Genomic DNA, 17,656 nt, shown 5'->3' with positions numbered 1-17,656 from the left:
CGGCACCCAAGCTGATCGAGGAGACAAGCACGCCATGACGCAATCGTTCCAATCCAGCTCCGCGGGCTCGCCCGCGCAGAACAAGGCGGCGAGCCCCGCGCGCCGTTCGAAAGCCCGTTACAAGATCCTCGCGCTGCTCGCGGTCGGCACGATGATCAACTATCTCGACCGCACCGTGCTCGGCATCGCGGCACCGCAGCTGACGAAGGAGCTCGGCATCAACGCCGCGCTGATGGGCCTGCTGTTCTCCGTGTTTTCGTGGAGCTACGTGGCCTCGCAGATTCCGGGCGGCCTGTTTCTCGACCGCTTCGGCAGCAAGCTCACATACTTCCTGTCGATGACGTTCTGGTCGCTCTGCACGCTCGCGCAAGGGCTCGTGGGGAGCATCGGCGGGCTGTTCGCCTTCCGTCTCGGCCTCGGCGTTTCGGAGGCGCCATGCTTTCCGACCAATAGCCGCGTGGTCGCCACGTGGTTTCCGCAAAGCGAGCGCGCGATGGCGACCGGCACCTACACGGTCGGCGAATATATCGGCCTCGCGTTTTTCAGCCCGTTCCTGTTCATGCTGATGGGCGCATTCGGCTGGCGCTCGCTGTTCCTCGTGGTCGGCGGCGTCGGTATCGCGTTCGGCGTGGTGTGGTGGCTGCTGTATCGCGAGCCGCGCGATCATCCGTCGGCGAATCAGGAAGAGCTCGACTATATCGAGGCGGGCGGCGGTCTCACGCAACGCAACAAGGATGTCGCGGGTGCGGCCGCGGGTACACCCGATGCTGCGGCATCAAAGAAGAGCGGCTTCCAATGGGGCACGATTGGCCAACTGCTCAAGCATCGCCAGTTGACCGGCATCTGCCTCGGCCAGTTCGCGGGCAATTCGACGCTGGTGTTCTTCCTCACGTGGTTCCCGACGTATCTCGCCACCGAACGTCATATGGCGTGGCTGAAGATCGGCTTCTTCGCGATCATGCCGTTCATCGCGGCTTCGATCGGCGTGATGTTCGGCGGCGTGTTCTCCGACTGGCTGCTGCGCCGTGGCAAATCGCCGAACGTCGCGCGCAAGCTGCCGATCATCGCGGGTCTGCTGCTCGCGTCGACGATCATTCTCGCCAACTATGTCGAGAGCAACGTCGTGGTGATCGCGATTCTGTCGGTGGCGTTCTTCGCGCAGGGCATGGCCGCGCTCGGCTGGACGCTGGTGTCGGATATCGCGCCCGAGGGCTTGCTCGGCGTGACCGGCGGCATCTTCAACTTCGCTGCGAACCTGGCGGGTATCGTGACGCCGCTCGTGGTGGGCCTGATCGTCGCGGCGACCGGTTCGTTCGTGGGCGCGCTGGTGTTTATCGGTGTCATCGCGTTGATCGGCGCGCTGTCGTATATCTTCGTCGTCGGCGATATCAAGCGGATCGTACTGGTGGATTGAGTCTTCCCGCTGAGCCGTCGCTTCATGTGACGGTCGTAGTTCCCTTCGAATCCCCGGTTGTCGTCGCGGTGCGGCGGCAACCACGGCGACTGCCGTCACCGGTTTGCCGGGGCAGTAAGCCGCTGAACGCGCTGCGTTTCTCGAAGCGATAAAAAACGGGATGTGGCTTTCACCACATCCCGTTTCCATTTCAGCCGGTCGCCGCGCAACCGGCGTCAATCTTCCTTCTTCACGAACCGCAAGATCGCATCGACGATCATCGCCCGATGCCGCGCCCGCAGCCGCGGATGCGACGGATCGCGCCCAAACGCGGTGCCGAACGTATGCCGGTTGCCCACGCGATGGAAACACAGCGAGCTGATCATCAGATGCAGATCGATCGGATCGATGTCGCTGCGGAACTGGCCCGCCGCGATGCCGCGCGCGAGCAGATCCTCGATCGTGTGAATCACGGTGACGTTGCGTCCTTTGAACGTCTTGACCTGCTCGACGTACTTCGCGCCGTGAATGTTTTCGATCGTCACGAGGCGCACGAAATCGCGCTGGCGGTCGTGGTAGTCGAACGTGAATTCGACCAGCGCGCGCATGCCTTCGACCGGATCGAGTTCGCTGATGTGCAGGTCCTGTTCGAGCGCGCGAATGTCTCCATACACCTTTTCCAGCACCGCCTGGTACAACCCTTCCTTGCTGCCGAAGTAGTAGTACAGCATGCGCTTGGTGGTGTTCGTGCGTTCCGCGATCGCGTCGACGCGGGCACCCGTCAGCCCCATCGCGGAGAACTCCTGGGTCGCGACGTCGAGGATGTTGCGCTTAGTCTGCTCGGGATCGTATTTGCGTGGGGCGTCCACACGCGGGGCGTCGGTACGCCTGGCGCCGGTACGTCGCGCGTCGGCGTGCGGCGTGCCAGACACGATGCCGTTGGTATCAGGCTCGGCGGCCTTGCTTCCCTTTTTCATTGTGGTTTCGAGCGGCAGTGACGGCGCATTCTAGCATGGCGAAATGGGCCTCTGGCGTGGGTCTCGGGCATCGACGAAGGCATCTCGAAGGAGCTTGCGTGGCGCTTACGCGACCGGGCGCGTGGGCCGGCGGCGCGCGGCGAGTGCGTCGCGTGTTTGCATCGCGGTGTACGTGAGCTGCGCGGCCGCGAGGCCGAGCGCGCCGTACGTGCGCGCGAGGCCGAAGGTCGCGAACGCGTCGGGCACCGGCCGTTCACCGGAGATAGCCGCGGCCAGCAGTTCGCCCGACACCGTGGTCGGCGCCATGCCGTGTCCGCCGAAACCGACCGCGTACCAGACGCCGTCCGTGCTTTGGCCGATCTGCGGCATCTTGTGTCGCGCGTAGCTCATCAGGCCGCCCCATGCGTGCTCGATGCGCACGTCGCGCAGCTGCGGATAGACCTTCAGCAGATCCTGTCGCAACAGACGCGCGATCGCCTCGGGCTCGCGGTCGCGCACGGAGATGCGGCCGCCCCACAGGATGCGCGTGTCGGGCAACGGGCGGTAGTAGTCGAACGCGAAGCGGGTGTCATAGATCGCGGCGCGTGTGGCGATTGCGTCGTGCAAGCGTTCGCCGAGCGGCTCCGTTGCCATCACGTAGGTGGCGATAGGCAGCACCGCGCGCTCGACGCGCGCGTACACGTTGCGTGCATAGCCGCCGCCCGCCATCACGACGTGACGCGCGTCGAGCGCACCTTGCGGGGTCTCGACGACGAAGCCCGCGCCGTCGCGCCGCAAGCTGACGACCGGCGAGCGCTCGTGTATCGTCACGCCCGCTTGCGCGGCCGCCGCGGCGACGCCGACAACGTACTTGAGCGGATGAAAATGGAACGCGTTGCGCTCGAACAGGCCGCCGTGATAGCGGCTCGTTTTGAGTTGCGCGGCGAGTTGGCTGGCAGCGATCGGTTCCCAGTCGATGCCGAACGAATCGCGCATCAGACGCCGTTGCGCTTCGAGACGCGCAGGTTCGTCGAACCAGTTCGCGAGGATCACGCCGGCATCGGTCGGGTCGCAATCGATCCGATAGCGCGCAATTCGCTTGCGCATCAGCTCGACCGCGTCGGTGGTCAGCGCATAGAGTTCGCGCGCGCGAGTCGGCCCGAGCGTCTTCAGCAGGTCGGCGCAATCGAGGCTGTAGCCGCCGAACACGAAGCCGCCGTTGCGTCCCGATGCGCCGAAGCCGACCTGCTGCGCCTCGAGCACGACGACGTCTTCGACGCCGCGTTCGGCGAGTCCTAGCGCGGTGGAGAGTCCCGCAAGTCCGCCGCCGACGATGCAGACGTGCGCGCTGCGTCGGCCGTTGAGCGGCGCGCAGGCGGAGGAGCGGGTGACGGTGGCTTCGTAGAAACTTTGCATGGGGCCATAGGTTAGCGGCAATCGCGTGTGCCCGTCCAGCCCGCGTGAGCCCGCACGTCGACGGGCGCCCCGCCGCGCTTCGCTCTGCGTTATCGACCCCAGCGCAACACCAGCGGATCGAGCCGGCGTGCGATCTTCAACAGCCCTTCGCGCGTCGCCGGATGCATCTGCGGCAGCGGGTGACGCACCGCGTCCGAACCGATCACGCCGCCTTCTTTCATCAGCGCCTTGCACGATGCGAGGCCGCCCTGGCGATTCTCGTAGTTGATCAGCGGCAGCCACTGCTGATAGTGCGCGGCGGCGGCCTCGGTATCACCGGCCGCATAGGCATCGACGATCAGGCGGATGCCATCGGCATAACCGCCGCCCGTCATCGAGCCGGTCGCGCCCGCATCGAGGTCGGCCATCAGCGTGATCGCTTCCTCGCCGTCCCACGGACCGACGATCGCGTCGCCGCCCAGTTCGATCAGCTCGCGCAGCTTGTTCGCGGCCTGCGGCGTTTCGATCTTGAAGTACGACACGTTGTCGATCTCGCGCGCCATGCGAGCGAGGAACGGCGCGGACAACGGCGTGCCGCTGACCGCCGCGTCCTGGATCATGATCGGAATCTGGATGGCATCGGACACCGTACGATAGAACTCGTAGATGCCGCGCTCGCCGATGCGGATCGTCGCGCCGTGATACGGCGGCATGACCATCACCATCGCGGCGCCCGCGGCCTGCGCTGCGCGGCTGCGCTCCGCGCACTGGTACGAGCTGAAGTGCGTGGTCGTGACGATCACCAGCACGCGGCCCGCGACGTGTTCGAGCGCGAGATGCATCAGTGTGTTGCGCTCGTCGTCGGACAGCGCGAACTGCTCGGAGAAGTTCGCGAGAATGCACAGGCCGTTCGAGCCGGCGTCGATCATGAAATCGAGGCAGCGCTTCTGGCCTTCGAGGTCGAGACGCCCGGCGTCGTCGAAGATCGTCGGCACGACGGGGAAGACGCCGCGCAGGGCGGGAGAGTGTGACGCTTGGCTCATGGCGATGTGGTCCGTACGGGGATGGAAGGATTGCGCTCGAGCCCGCGAACGGGCGGCGCAACTGGATGAATGTCTCCTTCGGCGACTATACGGCGCTGGGCCTCGCGGGTATATTGAATTGTTTCCATATCGTGATCGCTTTTGCGACTCACCCCACCGATGAAAGACACGCTCAACGTCCTGCTGTCGAAGCTGCGCATGAAGCAGCTGCATCTGCTGATCGCGCTCGACGATCACAAATCGCTGCACAAAGCGGCCGGCGTGATGTCGATGACGCAATCGGCGGCGAGCAAGGCGCTGCAGGAGCTCGAATCGATGCTCGACGCGCCGCTTTTCGAGCGCTCGAAAAGTGGCATGATCCCGAACCAGCTCGGTCATTGCGTGATCCGATATGCGCGCGTCGTGACGTCGGACCTGACCGCGCTCTGCCAGGACGTCGCCGAAATTCGTTCGGGGCGCGGCGGGCGGCTCGCGCTCGGCGCGATCATGGGCGCGATTCCCGACTGCGTGGTGCCCGCGCTGAATCAATTGCATGCGGCGCAACCGGCTCTGTCGATCGAAGTGGTCGAGGACACCAGCGCACGAATGCTCGCACAGCTCGACGACGGGCGGCTCGATCTGGTGGTCGGCCGAGCGGCGGTCGCGGCCGATCCGTCGAAGTATCAGTATCGTCCGCTCGGCGACGAGCCGTTGGCGGTGGTGGTCGGTTATCAGCATGCGCCGTTGCCGCGCCGCGAGATGATGTTGCGCGATCTCGCCGGGCATCGCTGGGTCATGTATCCGTCACACATGCCGCTGCATGCGCTGCTCGAACGCGAGATGGATCTCGCCGGCCTCGACATGCCCGACAATCCGATTTCGACGGCTTCCACGTTCGTGACAGTTGCACTGCTGCAAAGCAGCGCCGAACTCGTTTCGCTGCTGCCGAGTGCAATTGCTGGGCCGTTCGTGCGGCACAAGATGCTGCGCGTCGTGCCGGTCAGGCTCAAATCGCCATCGCAGACGTTCGGCATCGTCACGCGCAAGGGCGGCGTGCTGTCGCCGCCGGCGGAACGGTTTATCGCGCTGTTGCGTGCACAGACGAAAGCGCGAATTTAGGCGCTGCGCAAACAGATTGCTCCGCTGTCCGCCCGGTTGCCGGTAAGAATGCCAGCCAAAAAGCGACTTTCTTTCGGCAAGGCCCGCCAGAAACGGCAAAACCGCCCGAAAAGGCGGTTTGTTATTCGTGTGAAAAGAGCTTCAATATCTCATGCCGGTTCGCATTCTGTCATCCGACGCCAGCAGGTGTTGTAGCCGCGACACTGTCGCATCAATCCGAACCGATGAGGGTTTCTCGTTCCGAGCTACACTGGTTTGAATGAACTGAGCCAGGCTCGACCTCCTGGCCATCGCTCGGGGAGAGCAGCCATGAATCGGCCACCGCTTCGGTTTCCGCTTCGCGTGACCAGCACCGTGCCCGTGCGGAGTTGGCGTTGGCTCAAATGGGGGCTTGGCGCGTTTTTGCTGCTCGCGGTGGCGCTGATTGCACGGCTCGTGCAGATCGAGATCGAGACCTCGCGACTGCAGGCGCGGTACCTTTCCGAGCTGACCCGCGACGTCGCTTTTTCGGTCACCGACGGTCCTAGTCATTCCATCCGCTTTCCGCAAGCCGACAAGGGCCCGTACGACGCGCGCCTCGGCTACGCGCTGTTGCCGGCTATCCAGCAGCGTCTGTTGCAACATGGCTTCGAAATCAGCTCGCAGGCGCGCGATTCGGAACGCATGCTTTCGCTAGCCGATGACGGCCTGTTCCTGCCTTACGACGAAAAAGACACGGCCGGCCTGCAATTGTTCGACGGCACCGGCGTGCCGCTATACAGCGCTCAGTTTCCCGGTCGCGTGTACGACAGCTTCGGCGCGATTCCGCCGCTCGTGGTGGACTCGCTGCTGTTCATCGAAGACCGCTATCTGCTCGATCCGGATCAGCCGAACCGCAATCCGGCGATCGACTGGGGGCGCTTCAGCCGCGCGCTCGTCGACCAGGGCGCGCGCGTGTTCAATCGTCATCAGCAGACGCCCGGCGGCAGCACGCTCGCGACGCAGATCGAGAAATTCCGTCACTCGGCGGGCGGCCGCACCGCGACGCCGCCGGAAAAGCTGCGGCAAATCGCGTCGGCGTCGGTGCGCGCTTATCTGAACGGACCGCAAACGCTGCCCGCGCGCGAACAGATCGTGGTCCATTATCTGAACTCGGTGCCGCTTGCCGCGCAGCCCGGCGTCGGCGAAATCAACGGTATCGGCGATGGGCTCGCCGCCTGGTATGGGCGCGATTTCCGCGAGACCAACCGGCTGCTGAAGGCGCCGTCGACCGAAGCAAATCTGCCCGACCAGGGTCTGGCGTTTCGCGAAGTGCTGTCGCTGATGATCGCGCAGCGCGCGCCGTCGTTTTTTCTGCAGCGCGGCTATCCCGAGCTCGAACGGCTGACCGACAGCTACATGCGGCTGCTCGCGAGTGGCGGTGTGATCACCGAGCAGTTGCGCGACGCGGCGCTGGCGGCGCACGTCGAACTGCATCGCGCGCCGCGCAGCACACCGGATCTCGGTTCGTTCGTGTCGCGCAAGGCCGTCACGTCGATGCGCTCGCATCTGCTCGCCGCGCTCGGCGTGCGTAGTTTCTATGAACTGGACCGCCTCGACGTGCAGGCGACAGGCACGCTGAACAATGACGTGCAACAAGCCGTTGCCGAGCGCCTCGCCGCCGCCGCGACGAAAGACGGCGCGAAGGCCGCGGGTCTCGTCGGCTACGAAATGTTGCGCGGGTCCGACGATCCGTCGCATATCGCCTACAGCTTCACGCTGTTCGAGCGGCAAGGCGACGCGAACCTCGTGCGCGTGCAGACCGATAGCGTGAACCAGCCGTTCGACATCAATTCCGGCGCGCGCCTGAACCTCGGCTCGACCGCGAAACTGCGCACCGTCATCACGTATCTGCAGATCGTCACCGATTTGCACACACGGTACGCATCGCTGAGCAATGCCCAACTGAAGGCGATCACGCCCGATCCGAACGATCGGCTGACGCGCTGGGCGATCGACTATCTGCTGCACACGCGCGACCATTCGCTGCAGCCTATGCTCGACGCCGCCGTCGAGCGTAAATACTCGGCGAGCCCGGGCGAAACGTTCTTTACGGGCGGCGGCGCGCAGGCCTTCACGAACTTCGAGTCCGACGACAACAGCCGCATCCTGACCGTGCATCGCGCGTTCCAGCATTCGGTGAACCTCGTGTTCGTGCGGCTGATGCGCGATATCGTGCACTATGAAATGGTGCAGACCACCGGGCCGTCGTCGCAATGGCTCGGCGATCCGGCGACCCGCAAGATGTACCTGACGCGTTTCGCCGATCAGGAAAGCCGCGTGTACATGAAGCGTTTCTACACGAAGTACCACGGCAAGACGCCTGATCAGCAGATCACGCTATTGCTGCTAGGGGTGCGCAAGTCGCCCCCGAAAGTGGCGACCGCGTTGCGCAGCGTCGCGCCGGATCAATCGAACGCGTGGTTCAACAAGTTGATGTACGCGGCGTTGAAGAACACGCCGGCGGCTTCGATGCTCGACGACGAAGATCTCGCGAATCTGTACGACAAGTACGGCATCAACCGCTTCAACCTGAACGACCGCGGCTATATTTCGAGTGTGCATCCGCTCGAACTATGGACGCTGAACTACCTGCGCTCGCATCCGGATGCGACGCTTGCGCAGATCGAAGCCGCGAGCCAGGACGTGCGCCTGTCGACTTACTCGTGGCTCTTCAAGACGCGCTATCACGTGACCCAGGATCACCGCATCAAGCGCATGGTCGAGTTGCGCGCCTACGACGCGATCGGCAAATCCTGGCAGGCGCTCGGCTATCCGTTCGCGTCGCTGACGCCGTCGTATGCGGCGGCGATCGGCGCGTCGGGCGATCGTCCGGCGGCGCTCGCGCAACTGATCGGCGTGATCACGAACGGCGGCAACAAGGTGCCGACCGAAACGCTGACGCAAATCGACTTCGCGAAGGACACGCCGTACGAAACGCATTTCAGGCGCGCGGTGGTCGCGCCGCAGCAGCAGGTGTCGCCGGAGATTGCCGGGGAGGTGCGGATGCTGTTGCGCGACGTCGTGACGGGTGGCACCGCGAGGCGTCTCGCGCAAGGCATGACGTTCCCGAACGGCGAAACGCTCGAAGTCTATGGCAAGACCGGCACCGGCGATCAGCGCTTGAACGTGTACGCGAAGGGCGCGCGGTTGATCGAGTCGCGCAAGGTGAATCGCAGCGCGACCTTCGTGTTCGCGCTCGGCGACCGCTTCTACGGCACGTTGACCGCGTGGGTGCACGAGCCGTATGCCGCGCGTTACGACTTCACGAGTGCGCTGGCGGTGCAGTTGCTCAAGTCGATGGCACCGGCGTTGCAGCCGTTGCTCGATAAGCCGGTTCAGAAAACCGTGACCGCGGCGCCGGCGGGATCGACGCCTGCGGCGACGAAAGTTGCCGCGCAGTGAATCGCTCACCGCTCGTCATAACCCGTCTCCGACGCCGCCGGCTTCAGGAACAGCTCATGCACCGGCGCGAAATGCGCATATAGCGGCAGAATCGCACCGCCCATCGCGCGGGCATCGGCGCCGATCGCGCCTTCGAGCAATTGCGGCCGCACCATCCCTTCCCATTCGAAACGATCGAGCACGCGCTCGGTGCGGCGAATGATCTCGCGCAGCAGTAGCCGGTCGAACTCGCCGTCGATCACGACGGCTTCGAGATCGAGCAACGCGGCCGCATTGGTTAGCGCATTCGCGATCGCCGGGCACGCGCTGTCGAGCCATCGCTCGGTATGCCGCCACAACTCGGGCGACAACGCGCGATGATCATGCGCCGCGGCCGCCGGCGCGCCCGCATCGCTGAACAGTCGTTCGAGCACGAAGCCCGATGCCGCGTGCAGCAACTGCCGCGCGGGTTTGCGTGCGCCGCCTTCGCGCAGCGGGATCGAACCGACCGCGCCCGCGTTGTCGTGTGGACCGCCATGCAGACGTCCGTCGATTACGAGACCCCCGCCGATGAACGTGCCGACGAACAGATACAGGAAGTTGTGGATGCCGCGGCCTTGGCCCATCACGAGTTCGGCCGCGCAGGCGGCCGTGGTGTCTTTGGCGAACTCGACGGGCAGGCCGGTTATCGTCGCGATGCGCGCGCGCAGATCGATGTCGTTCCAGGCGTCGAGCGCGTCGGGCGGCGCGCCGAGAAAGTCGCGCCAGCCGCCGAGCCACAACGGCGCCGCGACACCGACGCCGACCACCTTGCCCGCCTTCGCGCCGAGCGTCTGGTTCACGCGCGCGAGTTTGTTTTCGAGCGCCGGGAACAGCGCGCGCGGATCGGGATACGCATACTCGAATACGTCGCGGCATACGATGCGCCCGGCGAAGTCCATCGCGAGCACGTCGAGACTGCGGCGTCCGACCTTGATCCCGATCGTGTACGCGCCGTCCGCGCACAACGCGATCGGCACCGACGGCTGGCCGATCTTGCCGCGCACGCGCGCGTGCTTTTCGAGCAGGCCGTCGGCGATCAACCGGTCGACGATCATCGACACCGTCTGCATCGAAAGACGCGTGAGGCGGCCGACCTCGGCCTTCGGCAGTGGTCCATGCAAGCGGATCGTTTGCAGCACGATGCGCTCGTTGAATTGCCGCATGCCGACCTGATTCGAACCGACCGTGCGTTTGACCGGCGAACGCCTGCTGGTGCTGGGGGTGTCCATTGTCGTGTACCGGCCTCGTGGCTCAGCGGATTGGGCGGCGCGTCATGCGATCGCCTTCACGTCGGCTTCCTTCGCCCCGGTCATGATCGCGACCGCTTCCGACATGTGCACGTCCTTCGTATTGACGAGCGCCGCGCGCCGGCCGAGCCGCTGGATATGGATGCGGTCCGCGATCTCGAACACGTGCGGCATGTTGTGGCTGATCAGAATCACCGGCAGGCCACGCTCGCGCACGCGCCGGATCAGTTCGAGCACCATGTTGCCTTCCTTCACGCCGAGCGCGGCGGTGGGCTCGTCCAGAATCACCACGTGGCGCGCGAATGCCGCGCTGCGTGCAACGGCGACGCCCTGGCGCTGGCCGCCGGACAGCGTTTCGACCGCCTGGCGCATCGAGCGGATGCCGATTTGCAGATCCTTCATGGCCGCGGTCGCTTCGTCGAGCATGCGGCGCTTGTCGATCATCTTGAACAGCGAGCCGCGCCAGCCGGGCTTCAGCAATTCGCGGGCGAGAAACAGGTTTTCGGCGATGCTCATCGCCGGCGCGACGGCGAGTTCCTGGTACACGGTCTCGATGCCTTGTGCGCGCGCATCGAGCGGACTGCGGAACTTGACCGGTTTGCCGTCGAGCAGAATCTCGCCTTCGTCGGGCACCGTGGCGCCCGAGAGCGCCTTGATCAGCGACGATTTGCCCGCGCCGTTGTCGCCGATCACCGCGAGGATCTCGCCGGGCAGCACTTCGAAATCGCAACCGTCGAGCGCGGTCACGTTGCCGTAACGTTTGACGAGCCCGCGTGCCTGCAGAACCGGCATCGCAGCGGACGTGGAAGAGGAGGTGGAGGTCGACATGACAAGGCTCCTGTGCGGGATCAACGGCCGCGGTGCGAGAGTTTATCGGCGGCGACCGCGAGAATCACGAGGATGCCGGTGATCAATACCTGGTACACCGAGGAAACACCGATCAGCGTCAGGCCGTTACGGAATACGCCGACAATCAGCGCTCCAAGCAAGGTGCCGACGATCGAGCCGCGTCCACCGAACAGACTCGTGCCGCCGAGCACGACCGCGGTGATGCTGTCGAGGTTCTCGGTTTGCCCGGCCTGCGGATCGCCGACACCGGTGCGCGCTACCGACAGCAGCGCGGCGATGCCGTAGATCGCGCCGGCAAGCGTGTAGACGGTCAGCAGAATCCGCTGCGACGACAGGCCCATCAGTCGCGCGGCCTCGGCGTTGTTGCCGAGCGCGTACAGATGCCGGCCGGGCACCGTGTCGCGCAGCACGAACCACGTGCCCACATACATCAGCAGCGTCAGCACGGTGCCGTACGTGACTTCCGCCGGTCCGAGCCTGAACGTGCTGCCGAGGAACATGATCGCATCGGGCAGGTTCGACACGCTTTCCGCGTTCGAGTAGATCTGCGTGAGCGCAAACGCGATGTTCAGCGTACCCAGCGTGACGATGAACGCCGGCAACTTGATGCGCGTGATCAACAGACCGTTCAGTAAGCCGAACAAGGTGCTGGCGCCGATGCCGCACAGAATCGCGAGGATCGGCGGCACGCCGAGCACGACCGCGAACTTCGTCATGATGATCGAGCCGAAGGCCATTACCATGCCGCAGGACAGATCGATGCCACCGGTCAGCACGATCAGTGTCTGGCCGATCGCGATGACCGCGACGACCATTGTCTGTTGCAGGATCAGCGACAGGTTCTGGAACGATAGAAAGCGGCTGCTCTGCGAGACAAAGAATGCGCAGGCCAGCACCAGCGCGATCAGCGGTCCGATTTCGGACAGCGACGGCAGGTGCTCGGTGAAAGACGGGCGCGGCCGGCCGGCGGGCGCGGAAGGGGTCGACATGATGGCAGTCCTCGGTACATGAGCGTGACATGAAGGTCACGCTGCAAATCAATTGGCGGCCCGGTGCGACGCGCAACGGGCCGCTGTGCAATGCGCGTTACTTGTTGCCCCAGCAGTTGTCGAGGCCGAACTTCGTGTCTTTGCTGTCGATGCCGGACATCGGCTTGTCGGTGATCAGCGTGACGCCGGTGTCGTGATAACCGGACACCTTCTTGCCGGTCTTCGCGTAGTCGACGCCGGCGGTGACGCCGAGCGCGGCCATCTTCAGCGGATACTGCTGCGAGGTCGCCGCGATCGCGCCGGCCTTCACGTTGCGCACGCCTTCGCAACCGCCGTCGATCGACACGATCATCACGCCCTTGTCCTTACCCGCCGCCTTCAGCGCGCGATACGCGCCGGCCGCGGCCGGTTCGTTGATCGTGTAGACCACGTTGATGTCGGGCGCTTTCTGCAGGCAGTTTTCCATCGCCGTCTGGCCTTTCGCCTGATCGCCGCGGGTGTCCTGGCTGCAGACGATCGACGGGTCGCCTTCCTTGATGCCGAAGCCTTCGAGGAAGCCGTTGTGGCGCAGCACGCCGACCGACACGCCCGGCGCGAGATCGAGCGTGGCGATCTTCGCGGGCTTGCCGTTCAACGCGGCCTTCGCGTATTTGCCGATCAGCACGCCGGCCTTGAAGTTGTCGGTGGCGAACAGGGCGTCGGTTGCGTCCTGCGGATCGGTCGGCGTATCGAGGGCGATGACCATCACACCGGCCGCGCGCGCCTTCTTGATGCTCGGCACGATCGCCTTGGTGTCGCTCGGCGTGATCAGGATTGCTTTCGCGCCGGCCGTCATCATGTTTTCGATCGCGGTGACCTGACTCGCGTTGTCGCCGTCGAACTTGCCGGCGGCCGTGATCAGTTTCGCGCCGTCTTTCGACGCGGCCGCGTCCGCGCCCTGGCGCATCTTGACGAAGAACGGGTTCGTATCGGTCTTCGTGATCAGGCCGATGACGGGCTGGTCGGCGGCCTGACTCGCGCTTGCGCACCACAGCGCCGCGGCCGCGGCGCACATCGACGCGATTGTCCTGGCGACAGGACGCCTGTGGAAATTCAGATTCATGAGACGCTCCTCCGGTTATTGGCAACGACGTATGGGACTGCAGATAGATCGAAACTGCGAAGCTGCGGGCTTGACGTTTGACGATGACGCTTCGACGCAATGTGGTCCGAAGGAAATCGCCTAAATCACTTTGGTTGATTTAGTACAGCAGGCCCGCGACTGCTCGTCAAGGAAATGTGAACGCGGAAATTCGCCGCGCCGCGAACCGCGTGCAGGCTGAGAGCCTTGTGTGGTAACGCTTTGGCGCCGTGCTGCGGTGCGAAGCGGCGCTTCTCGGCTTGGGGAAAGTCCTGGCTGGTCTGAAAGCGGGTTGAAATGTCAACGATGGTTTTTCAACGCAATTCGCGGTGCGTAACGCGCTTTTTCAGTGGGCGATGAATGTTTGCGGGAGGTCGCGGCGGAACAGCGCTTGCTCGCCTCGACAGAATGCGAACCTTTCGGAGAGACCCATGCCTTCGCACTGGTGGCAGCGACGACTCGGCTCCCGCGCATCGCTGATCGCCGCCGCCCTCGTGATCGGCGTTCTGTACGCGGGCAGCACGATGGTCACGCCGCTTTATCCGCTCTATCAACGGCGGTTCGGCTTGTCCGATCTGACGATCACGCTCGTGTACGCGACCTACGTGATCGGCAATCTCGGCGCTTTGTTTCTATTCGGTCGCGTGTCCGACCAGGCCGGGCGCCGATCGGTCAGTCTGCTCGTGCTCGCAGCCGCGATCGCGAGCACGATGTGTTTTCTGTTCGCCACGCATGCGACGTGGCTTTTCGTCGCCCGGGCGGCGAGCGGCCTTGCGATCGGCGTCGGTGCCGCCACGGCGACCGCGTGGATCGCGGAATTGCACGTTGGCGCCGACAAGGCGCCCGCCAGCCGTCTTGCCGCGGCGGTCAATCTGGCTGGGCTCGGAGTGGGACCGCTGCTGACTGGTCTGCTCGCGCAATTCGCGCCCTGGCCATTGCGCACGGTGTTCGTCGTTTATCTGTTGACGCTTCTGGTCACCGCGGCGTTGGCGGCGCTCGCATGCGAAACGGTCCAGGCGCGCGCCCGGACGTTTGCACAGGTGTCGTTCGCGCCACGCATCGGCGTGCCCGCGCAATTGCGCGTGGCATTCGTCGTGCCTGCCGTCACCGCATTCGCGACCTTCGCGCTGCTCGGCTTTTTCGCGGCGCTGTTGCCCAATCTGATCGCGAACAGCATGCATCTGCACAGCCCCGCGCTGAGCGGGGCGCTCGTCGCCGAACTGTTCGCCGCGAGCACGATCACCGTGATGGTCACGTCGAAACTCGCCGCTCGCACCGCGATGCTCGCCGGACTGTGGCTGTTGCCGCCGAGTCTCGCGTTGCTGCTGTCGGCGCAGGTCGTCGCGTCGATCGTAGTGCTGAGCGCGGCGACCGCGCTGTGCGGCATCGCAGCCGCGCTCGGGTTTCGCGGCAGTTTGCAGGAGATCAACCGGATCGCGCCCGCGGACCAACGCGCCGAATTGCTATCGGCGTATCTGCTCTGCTGTTACACCGGCAACTCGTTGCCGGCGGTCGGCATAGCGCTGCTGTCGACCCGGGTCGGACATTTGTGGGCGAACGTCGCGTTCGCGGCGGTTTCCGCGGGATTGGCCTGTATTGCGTTGGCGGTCGGTGCGCGCCGGCCTCGTCACGCGAGTTGACGCGCGGCAAGCTGGCCGAGCCTGGTCCAACTGCGACGAACTGCAACGTTGCGGCGCGGCTGTAACTGCCACATCAACGCGAACGCGGTGCGGCCGTCGATGCGCGCACGACCAGTTTCGGCTCGGACGAAATCCGCATCGGCACGGGCGCCGGCATGTCCCGCGCGGCGCGTCCCGGCTGTCCGTACGAAGTCTCGATCAGCTCGCGCAGCAGTTCCACTGCAAGTCCGGCGACCTCGACCGTCGGCACCGCCACCGTCGTCAGTGCAGGGCGCGACTCGCGCGCGAGCTGGATGTCGGTGATGCCGATCACGGACAGTTCGTGCGGCACGCGCAGGCCCAGATCCGCGGCCGCGTGCATCGCGCCGAGCGCAGGCAAATCGTTGGTCGCGAAGATCGCGCTGAGTTGCGGATCGGCTTCGAGCAGCGCGCGGGCCGCCAGGTAGCCGCCGTGGATCGTGTCGGCCGCGTGTCGCACGCGATTTCTCGTCACACCGGCCGCGCGCAACGCGTCGACGAAACCTTCGAAGCGCGCCACGTGAATGCCCGACACCTTGCTGCCGACGATCGCACCAAAGCGCCGATGCCCGAGTTCGAGCAGATGCTCGCCAGCCAGCTTGCCGGCCAGCCGGAAATCGACCGCGACGCACGGCAGCCCGGGCGGCTCGGTGGGCCGCTCCCACATGCACAGCACGACCGGCGTGCCGCGCGCTTCGGTCTCGTGCAGATCGGCGAAATCGAGGTTCGCGTTGGTCACGAGCACGCCTTCGGACAAGGTGCCGGCGATCTGGTCGAGGTACGCGCGGCCGCTTAGCGGATCGTCGTTGGTATTGCAGATGATCACGAAGTGGCCGCTCGTGCGCGCAGCGCGTTCGACCGCGAGCGCGAACTCCGGATAGAACGGATTCGCGATGCTCGACACCATCAGCGCGAGCGTCGGCGCGCGGCCTTCGGCGAGCGCGCGTGCGGCGAGATGCGGGCGATAGCCGAGCGCCGCGACTGCCTCGAGCACGCGTTGCCGGGTCGTTTCGCCAACGCGGCCGCGCTTGCGCAGCACGTTGGAAACCGTCGCTGGCGTGACGCCGGCATGACGCGCGACTTCGCTGAGTGTGGGCATGATGTTGTCAATATTTGGGATGGCTGTCCGACATTTGCGTCGCGGCGCGAGGCGCGGCAACATCTGTCATCGAACAACGTACAAAACGATATCGGAGACAGACCAACGATCGCCTTGCGATCGATTTTTCGGTCATGCTGATTAAGCGCTTAATCTCCGACTTCGCCCCGATTAAATCACGGAGTCGATGCAATGGCGAGCATTTCGTTACGAGGCGTGCAGAAGGCGTATGGCGACGGTGCGCCGGTGATTCGCAACGTCGATCTGGACATCGGCGAAAACGAGTTCTGCGTGTTTCTCGGCCCGTCGGGTTGCGGCAAGTCAACGCTGTTGCGCATGATCGCCGGGCTCGAGGATGTGACCGACGGTGACCTGTCGATTGGCGGGAAGATCGTCAACGACGTGCCGGCCGCGCAGCGTGGCGTAGCGATGGTGTTCCAGAGCTATGCGCTGTTTCCGCACATGAGCGTGTTCGAGAACATGGCGTTCGGCCTGAAACTCGCGAAGACCCCGAAGGATGAAATCGAGCGCAAGGTGCGTGAAGCCGCGCGCATCCTGCAACTCGAGGCACTGCTCGAGCGCAAGCCGAAGGCGCTGTCGGGCGGGCAGCGGCAGCGCGTCGCGATTGGCCGCGCGATCGTTCGCGAGCCCGGCGTGTTTCTGTTCGACGAACCGCTGTCCAATCTCGATGCAACCTTGCGCGGACAAACGCGCGTCGAAATCGCACGTCTGCATAAGCAGTTTGCGAAGGCGAGCGTGGTCTACGTGACGCACGATCAGATCGAAGCGATGACGCTCGCCGACAAGATCGTGCTGCTGCATTCGGGCAAGGACACCGAGCGTTACGGCAGCATCGCGCAAATCGGCGCCCCGCTCGAGCTGTATCACCGCCCGAAAAGCCGCTTCGTGGCCGGCTTTATCGGCTCGCCGCGAATGAATTTTCTGCCGGGCAAGGTGGCGTCACTCGATGCGCAGGGCGCGCTCGTCACGCTCGATCACACCGGCGAGAACGTGCGTGTGCCGGTCAGCAGCGCCGGACTGCAGCCAGCGCAGCCGGTCACGCTCGGTGTGCGTCCCGAGCATCTCGAGTTCGTCGATGCATCGGCCACGACGAATGCGGCCGCGTCGCAAGACGGCGTGCTCGCGCGCACCGTATCGCTCGTCGAGCAGCTTGGCGAACACAGCTACGTGCACCTCGATCAACCCGGCGGCGCCGTTCTGATCGCCAAGGCGCCCGGCAACACGCGCCTCGCTCCAGGCGATCGCGCGAGCCTGCGGGTGTCGCGCACGGCCTGTCATCTGTTTACCGAGGACGGTTTCGCGGCCGCGTCGCTCGAATCCATCGAACACTACGCTTGAAAAACA

Annotated in this window: 13 protein-coding genes; 5 read left to right on the top strand and 8 right to left on the bottom strand. The window is 64.8% G+C overall.

Translation table 11 applies throughout. The features are described 5' to 3' along the window. Positions 1-34: 34 nt before the first annotated feature. Positions 35-1,414 carry an MFS transporter gene (locus tag OKW40_RS26675; protein ID WP_429492527.1) on the top strand — a complete coding sequence of 460 codons (1,380 nt, stop codon included), beginning with the start codon at positions 35-37 and terminating at the stop codon, positions 1,412-1,414. Between the two features lie 215 nt (positions 1,415-1,629). Here OKW40_RS26675 and OKW40_RS26670 read toward each other — a convergent pair whose 3' ends face one another. From OKW40_RS26670 to OKW40_RS26660, 3 genes are all read right to left on the bottom strand, one after another. After that, positions 1,630-2,370, bottom strand: a complete 741-nt coding sequence (locus tag OKW40_RS26670) for a TetR/AcrR family transcriptional regulator (protein WP_429492525.1) — start codon at positions 2,368-2,370, stop codon at positions 1,630-1,632. Positions 2,371-2,475: 105 nt separating this feature from the next. Further along, the gene (locus OKW40_RS26665) at positions 2,476-3,765 is read right to left on the bottom strand and encodes an NAD(P)/FAD-dependent oxidoreductase (RefSeq protein ID WP_429492523.1); all 1,290 of its coding nucleotides are present in this window, start codon (positions 3,763-3,765) and stop codon (positions 2,476-2,478) included. 89 nt (positions 3,766-3,854) lie between these two features. Then, positions 3,855-4,787, bottom strand: a complete 933-nt coding sequence (locus OKW40_RS26660; protein ID WP_429492521.1) for a dihydrodipicolinate synthase family protein — start codon at positions 4,785-4,787, stop codon at positions 3,855-3,857. A gap of 159 nt (positions 4,788-4,946) precedes the next feature. Here OKW40_RS26660 and OKW40_RS26655 point away from each other — a divergent pair, with 159 nt between their 5' ends. Both OKW40_RS26655 and OKW40_RS26650 read left to right on the top strand, forming a co-directional pair. Beyond that, a complete protein-coding gene (locus OKW40_RS26655) occupies positions 4,947-5,885 on the top strand; it encodes a LysR family transcriptional regulator (RefSeq protein WP_429492519.1) in 939 nt (312 codons plus the stop codon). 309 nt (positions 5,886-6,194) lie between these two features. Next, complete coding sequence (locus OKW40_RS26650) at positions 6,195-9,308, top strand: transglycosylase domain-containing protein (protein WP_429492517.1); 3,114 nt, start codon at positions 6,195-6,197, stop codon at positions 9,306-9,308. A 5-nt stretch (positions 9,309-9,313) separates the two neighbouring features. On the opposite strand, the gene OKW40_RS26645 is transcribed toward OKW40_RS26650, so the two are convergent. The 4 genes from OKW40_RS26645 to OKW40_RS26630 all read right to left on the bottom strand — a co-directional run bounded on the left by OKW40_RS26645 (position 9,314) and on the right by OKW40_RS26630 (position 13,516). After that, the gene (locus OKW40_RS26645; protein WP_429492515.1) at positions 9,314-10,558 is read right to left on the bottom strand and encodes an ROK family transcriptional regulator; all 1,245 of its coding nucleotides are present in this window, start codon (positions 10,556-10,558) and stop codon (positions 9,314-9,316) included. Positions 10,559-10,600: 42 nt separating this feature from the next. Then, positions 10,601-11,404, bottom strand: a complete 804-nt coding sequence (locus tag OKW40_RS26640) for an ATP-binding cassette domain-containing protein (RefSeq protein ID WP_184025447.1) — start codon at positions 11,402-11,404, stop codon at positions 10,601-10,603. Positions 11,405-11,424: 20 nt separating this feature from the next. Then, positions 11,425-12,414 carry an ABC transporter permease gene (locus OKW40_RS26635; RefSeq protein ID WP_184064339.1) on the bottom strand — a complete coding sequence of 330 codons (990 nt, stop codon included), beginning with the start codon at positions 12,412-12,414 and terminating at the stop codon, positions 11,425-11,427. 97 nt (positions 12,415-12,511) lie between these two features. Further along, positions 12,512-13,516, bottom strand: a complete 1,005-nt coding sequence (locus OKW40_RS26630; RefSeq protein ID WP_184064342.1) for a sugar ABC transporter substrate-binding protein — start codon at positions 13,514-13,516, stop codon at positions 12,512-12,514. A 449-nt stretch (positions 13,517-13,965) separates the two neighbouring features. Between OKW40_RS26630 and OKW40_RS26625 the strand changes: the two genes are divergently transcribed. Then, positions 13,966-15,174, top strand: coding sequence for an MFS transporter (locus tag OKW40_RS26625; RefSeq protein WP_429492512.1), 1,209 nt, complete (start codon positions 13,966-13,968; stop codon positions 15,172-15,174). A gap of 73 nt (positions 15,175-15,247) precedes the next feature. Here the strand turns inward: OKW40_RS26625 and OKW40_RS26620 are convergent, their stop codons facing one another. After that, on the bottom strand, positions 15,248-16,291 hold the full coding sequence (locus tag OKW40_RS26620; RefSeq protein WP_429402802.1) for a LacI family DNA-binding transcriptional regulator: 1,044 nt from the start codon (positions 16,289-16,291) through the stop codon (positions 15,248-15,250). 192 nt (positions 16,292-16,483) lie between these two features. Here OKW40_RS26620 and OKW40_RS26615 point away from each other — a divergent pair, with 192 nt between their 5' ends. Next, positions 16,484-17,650, top strand: coding sequence for an ABC transporter ATP-binding protein (locus OKW40_RS26615; protein ID WP_429492510.1), 1,167 nt, complete (start codon positions 16,484-16,486; stop codon positions 17,648-17,650). Positions 17,651-17,656 lie beyond the last annotated feature (6 nt).

This window comes from Paraburkholderia sp. RAU6.4a (assembly GCF_050435625.1).
GTDB lineage: Bacteria > Pseudomonadota > Gammaproteobacteria > Burkholderiales > Burkholderiaceae > Paraburkholderia > Paraburkholderia tuberum.
The sequence above is the reverse complement of the archived record's forward strand: the minus strand, read 5'-3'. Positions and strand labels throughout refer to the sequence as shown.

Excerpts from the sequence above, each read along its gene's own strand:
- OKW40_RS26675 (WP_429492527.1), top strand. The coding sequence starts at position 35 with ATGACGCAATCGTTCCAATCCAGCTCCGCGGGCTCGCCCGCGCAGAAC.
- OKW40_RS26670 (WP_429492525.1), bottom strand. The coding sequence starts at position 2,370 with ATGAAAAAGGGAAGCAAGGCCGCCGAGCCTGATACCAACGGCATCGTG.
- OKW40_RS26665 (WP_429492523.1), bottom strand. The coding sequence starts at position 3,765 with ATGCAAAGTTTCTACGAAGCCACCGTCACCCGCTCCTCCGCCTGCGCG.
- OKW40_RS26660 (WP_429492521.1), bottom strand. The coding sequence starts at position 4,787 with ATGAGCCAAGCGTCACACTCTCCCGCCCTGCGCGGCGTCTTCCCCGTC.
- OKW40_RS26655 (WP_429492519.1), top strand. The coding sequence starts at position 4,947 with ATGAAAGACACGCTCAACGTCCTGCTGTCGAAGCTGCGCATGAAGCAG.
- OKW40_RS26650 (WP_429492517.1), top strand. The coding sequence starts at position 6,195 with ATGAATCGGCCACCGCTTCGGTTTCCGCTTCGCGTGACCAGCACCGTG.
- OKW40_RS26645 (WP_429492515.1), bottom strand. The coding sequence starts at position 10,558 with ATGGACACCCCCAGCACCAGCAGGCGTTCGCCGGTCAAACGCACGGTC.
- OKW40_RS26640 (WP_184025447.1), bottom strand. The coding sequence starts at position 11,404 with ATGTCGACCTCCACCTCCTCTTCCACGTCCGCTGCGATGCCGGTTCTG.
- OKW40_RS26635 (WP_184064339.1), bottom strand. The coding sequence starts at position 12,414 with ATGTCGACCCCTTCCGCGCCCGCCGGCCGGCCGCGCCCGTCTTTCACC.
- OKW40_RS26630 (WP_184064342.1), bottom strand. The coding sequence starts at position 13,516 with ATGAATCTGAATTTCCACAGGCGTCCTGTCGCCAGGACAATCGCGTCG.
- OKW40_RS26625 (WP_429492512.1), top strand. The coding sequence starts at position 13,966 with ATGCCTTCGCACTGGTGGCAGCGACGACTCGGCTCCCGCGCATCGCTG.
- OKW40_RS26620 (WP_429402802.1), bottom strand. The coding sequence starts at position 16,291 with ATGCCCACACTCAGCGAAGTCGCGCGTCATGCCGGCGTCACGCCAGCG.
- OKW40_RS26615 (WP_429492510.1), top strand. The coding sequence starts at position 16,484 with ATGGCGAGCATTTCGTTACGAGGCGTGCAGAAGGCGTATGGCGACGGT.